6 protein-coding genes and 1 pseudogene are annotated in these 3834 nt (G+C 38.9%); 5 read left to right on the forward strand and 2 right to left on the reverse strand.

Annotated elements, in window-relative coordinates; translation table 11 throughout:
- Both ACEW8O_RS11360 and ACEW8O_RS11365 read right to left on the reverse strand, forming a co-directional pair.
- Nucleotides 1-262, reverse strand: a pseudogene (locus ACEW8O_RS11360) (hypothetical protein); the annotation flags it as partial.
- A 36-nt stretch (nucleotides 263-298) separates the two neighbouring features.
- Entirely contained in the window at nucleotides 299-742 is a 444-nt protein-coding gene (locus ACEW8O_RS11365) for a winged helix-turn-helix transcriptional regulator (protein ID WP_373494749.1), read from the reverse strand.
- A gap of 99 nt (nucleotides 743-841) precedes the next feature.
- Between ACEW8O_RS11365 and ACEW8O_RS11370 the strand changes: the two genes are divergently transcribed.
- The 5 genes from ACEW8O_RS11370 to ACEW8O_RS11390 all read left to right on the forward strand — a co-directional run bounded on the left by ACEW8O_RS11370 (nucleotide 842) and on the right by ACEW8O_RS11390 (nucleotide 3717).
- Nucleotides 842-1339 carry an alpha/beta fold hydrolase gene (locus tag ACEW8O_RS11370; RefSeq protein WP_373494750.1) on the forward strand — a complete coding sequence of 166 codons (498 nt, stop codon included), beginning with the start codon at nucleotides 842-844 and terminating at the stop codon, nucleotides 1337-1339.
- A 94-nt stretch (nucleotides 1340-1433) separates the two neighbouring features.
- The gene (locus ACEW8O_RS11375) at nucleotides 1434-1700 is read left to right on the forward strand and encodes an alpha/beta fold hydrolase (RefSeq protein WP_373494751.1); all 267 of its coding nucleotides are present in this window, start codon (nucleotides 1434-1436) and stop codon (nucleotides 1698-1700) included.
- A gap of 119 nt (nucleotides 1701-1819) precedes the next feature.
- Nucleotides 1820-2392 (forward strand): Crp/Fnr family transcriptional regulator, encoded by a 573-nt coding sequence (locus ACEW8O_RS11380; protein WP_373494752.1) that lies wholly within the window; start codon nucleotides 1820-1822, stop codon nucleotides 2390-2392.
- 69 nt (nucleotides 2393-2461) lie between these two features.
- Entirely contained in the window at nucleotides 2462-3085 is a 624-nt protein-coding gene (locus tag ACEW8O_RS11385; RefSeq protein ID WP_373494753.1) for a hypothetical protein, read from the forward strand.
- A complete protein-coding gene (locus ACEW8O_RS11390; RefSeq protein ID WP_373494754.1) occupies nucleotides 3082-3717 on the forward strand; it encodes a DUF2306 domain-containing protein in 636 nt (211 codons plus the stop codon). The genes ACEW8O_RS11385 and ACEW8O_RS11390 overlap by 4 nt, the downstream gene beginning before the upstream one ends.
- The last annotated feature ends 117 nt before the right edge of the window (nucleotides 3718-3834 follow it).

Below are 3834 nucleotides of genomic sequence, written 5' to 3' on the forward strand. Positions count from 1 at the left end.
GTACCGCCACAATTTCCTGAATCTTTTGCTGACTATTTCGATGTGTTTCGGCAAAATACTTTCCACATTTCATCAATACTCCGTAATCTTCATTTGTACCTTGGGTCTGATTAGCAGCATAAATGGTAAGAGATCCTTTTAAAGGATATAGAAAGCAAGCCTCATTTTCCATAGAACGGTTTACTTTTACAGGGGCTTTGAATAACATTTTTTCAAGTACGATCTTGCCTTGAAGATCAAAATGGAGATGGTCTAAGATCATTTTTGAATTACTCTTGGGATAAACATTGATACAGTTCTAATAAATTTTAATCTTATTCCTGTTTTCCAATACCTCAGGCATTACTTCACTGATCCATTCTGAAATATCCAGCAATTGTTCCAAATATTGGTAGCCAAGGGACGTCAATTGGTATTCTACCCGAATGGGTACTTCCGGAAACACCTGCCTGGACACATAACCATCTTTCTCCAATTGTCCCAGCTTATCTGAAAGCACCTTAGCAGATACTCCGTAAAGTTTTCGCTTGATTTCATTGAACCGGAGTTTTCCATATCCTCCCAAAAACAAAATGCTCAAGATACTCCATTTGTCAGCAATGGGAGCCATAACATCCCTTATCGGACAATTGGCCGGAGGATTATCCGGATCGAGGTGGCCGAAAAGTTTTTTGAGCCTTTTTTGATAATGATGTTGTTGATTTTCAGTAACAGTAACTTTTTGGATACCAGCTTTCTCCATGGTAATGTATTGATTGAGGTGGATATAAATTATAACTTGGTAACTTAAAGTAACCTAATTATACTTAAAATTCAACTTTTACCTTTAATATTTTGTCCGATGGAAAAACAACACAATCAAACGACAAGAATCAAATATTCAGTCCATGGATCTGAACTTTCGGTCATTGCCAAAGGAAAACCCACTGATCCGGTAGTCTTGTTTTTGCATGGCATCCCGGCCAATGCAGAACTTTGGAGACAGACCATGGAAACAGTTTCTAAAGCAGGTTATTATTGCATGGCTCCTGATTTGCCCGGTTATGGGTTAAGCCGGATTCGATCTAAAAAATTCTATTCCCTGAAGGGAACAGCAGAATTATTTATCAAATGGCTGCATCAGGAAGGTTTTCAGGATGTTTGGCTGGTAGGACATGATATTGGAGGAGGCATAGCCCAGCTGATGGCTGTTAATCAACCCTACATATTTTCCAAAATCACCTTGAGCAATTGTATAACAGATGATTCCTGGCCGGTAAAATCTGTGCAGGATATGATCAAAGCAGCAAAATTAGGTTTGTTTTTTTTGGCTTGCTCTTTTTGGAAGGTTCAGTCATAGCCTGCTTTTCCAAGCACTCTCCCGTTCCTTCAAATACACTCCCTTGGATAAGGAAAAGTTTGAGGCAATATTCTATGACGGAAAATTTCATAAAATGAAAAGCATTTTAAAATTTCAAAGGATGTTGAGAAAGTTGAGCAATAAAGATACAAGGGGACTAAGTGTTCAATTAAGCCAAGTAAACCTACCCGTCCATTTGATTTGGGGAATGGATGATAAGTTTCAGCCATGGGAAGTTTCAGGTCAAAAGTTGCTTTCAAGTTTTAAATACGTCAAAGTTTCAAAAATGGATAATTGTGGACACTACTTGCAATTGGACCAACCGGAACGCTATGTGGAACTATTGCTTGGCACAGAATAAATATAAACTTAATACGTATCTGATCGTACAGGAACAATTAAAAGTCCATGATTTCATGAAAATTAGTTGTAAATGAGTTATTTTTAGGCTTTTGTAAGCTTTATCAAATTTCAACCAACTTGCGCAATAATTTGATCCAATACTGCAACCGCTTTATCCGCCTAACGGAAGAAGAAGAGAATTTGATCAAAGAGGTTTTTCGCCCCAAAAGTCTGCTTAGAAAAGAGTATTTGCTGGAGTCTGGACAGAAGTGCGATTTTATTGCCTTTGTAGAAAAGGGGGTAATCAGGCACTTTCATATTAAGGATGGGAATGAGATAACCTGTGATATAAGCTTATCTAATACTTTTTTGACAGATTTTAGAAGCTTTAACCAACAAATCCCCTCTGAATATTTTTTTCAGGCCTTGAAGGACACCAATCTGTTTTTGGTAAATAAAATGGATTTGAATAGGATCTATGAAGAAAGCAAAAACATTGCATCCTTTGGAAGAATCATGGCAGAGCAGGTCGCCCAAAGAACTGTGGATATAGCTCAGTCAATAGCTTCGGATAAACCCGAAGAAAGGTTAAATAAACTGTTGCAAAATCGTCCTCAATTATTCCAGGAAGTTCCGTTGCGTTACATAGCCCATCTGATTGGCATCAGCCCTGAAAGCCTCAGCCGGTTAAGAGCAAGGCAAAAACCTTAACTTTCGTCAAGGTTATTCAAAAGATAACTATCGTGATTTGCCTTATCAATCATTTAAATCACGATAGACATGAAACAAATTATTCTTCTCTCTTTATTATTCATGGGCACAATGGCTGTTGCTAAAGCACAAGGCGGTATTTCCTTTTGGAATAACCATATCCTTGGTAAAAATAAAAACCCCAGCCCACTGCATTTTAATGCCGACATTTATCCATTCCTGTTTTTTGCTGGTGCAGGAGGTTCCATCGGTTTGGAATTCAATCATTGGCAGGTTGGTTTGATCGGCTTCTCGGTAGTACCACCTGAATTTATCAAAAATACTTTTTTCCGAAATGCTAACGGGGTGGATATCACCCAAAATAATGCAGCGGAAATCTACTTGCGCTACTATTTGAGAAAAGACCGGAAAGGAATTTTTTTCGGATTGCTCGGTGGACCCGAGTGGTTTGATATGCGGGATAAAGCCACAGGTGCCAGCGAACAACTTGTCAAATCCTATTTGGTTCCCAATTTCGGCTTTCGGGTCTTTCCATTTAAGGAATACTTCTATGTAGACGCAAGTATGGGATACAGCTTCAACCTTTCCGGTACTGAGGAGAGAACTTTGGGCAACACCAGCTATCGTGCCTCTTCCGGAGGTATGATCTACTTCTTTCAACTAGGAGCAAGATTTAAACTGGGGTCAAAATGAAAAATAAAATCCCTTTTGCGCTATTTGCCTTTCTTGCCGTATCTGTTGGACTTTACCCCATCATCTATTGGATATTGGAACCAACTTTTGGCCTCTTGGCCACAAAAGATGCTGCTGTGTTGCAAGATGCAGTTTGGAAAGCCTGCTTTTATACGCATATCCTGTTTGGCGGACTGGCATTGCTGATTGGCTGGATAAACTTTTTGAAAAACTTACGGATCAAAAATCCCTACTTACATCGATTAGTCGGCAGAATATATTTTGCCAGCGTGATCCTTAGTGGCGTGAGTGGGCTTTATATTGCCCAGTTTGCCACCGGTGGGCTTATTTCCAGGTTGGGGTTTAGCTCTTTGAGCATCATTTGGTTGTTCACAACGGTAGGCGCAATACATGCCATTAGAAAATTTAAGATTTCATTACACCAAAGGCTAATGATTTTTAGTTATGCAGCCTGCTTTGCTGCTGTCACACTCCGAATTTGGCTGCCTTTATTGAGTTTGATATTTTCAGATTTTATGATAGCCTACCGTATGACTTCCTGGCTGTGCTGGGTGCCTAATTTGGTCTTTGCTTATTTCTTGAATAGAAAGGTTATTGGTGACACTAATAACCTCTATTCACTAAATCAGTAAAGGAAGGAAGTCTTGCAAGATATTTTTGAACCATTGAAAAAAAATCTGTCTCTCCTCCCCATCCCGTGAATCTAATTATCAAAGAAAAATTCTATATCAAAAGCAAAACATATTGAT

It is taken from the genome of Aquiflexum sp. (genome assembly GCF_041749095.1).
Lineage (GTDB): Bacteria > Bacteroidota > Bacteroidia > Cytophagales > Cyclobacteriaceae > Aquiflexum.

What these genes read in the sequence shown, in the direction of transcription:
- ACEW8O_RS11385 (WP_373494753.1), top strand. Translation starts at nt 2,462, where the DNA reads ATGAAACAAATTATTCTTCTCTCTTTATTATTCATGGGCACAATGGCT.
- ACEW8O_RS11390 (WP_373494754.1), top strand. Translation starts at nt 3,082, where the DNA reads ATGAAAAATAAAATCCCTTTTGCGCTATTTGCCTTTCTTGCCGTATCT.
- ACEW8O_RS11370 (WP_373494750.1), top strand. Translation starts at nt 842, where the DNA reads ATGGAAAAACAACACAATCAAACGACAAGAATCAAATATTCAGTCCAT.
- ACEW8O_RS11375 (WP_373494751.1), top strand. Translation starts at nt 1,434, where the DNA reads ATGAAAAGCATTTTAAAATTTCAAAGGATGTTGAGAAAGTTGAGCAAT.
- ACEW8O_RS11365 (WP_373494749.1), bottom strand. Translation starts at nt 742, where the DNA reads ATGGAGAAAGCTGGTATCCAAAAAGTTACTGTTACTGAAAATCAACAA.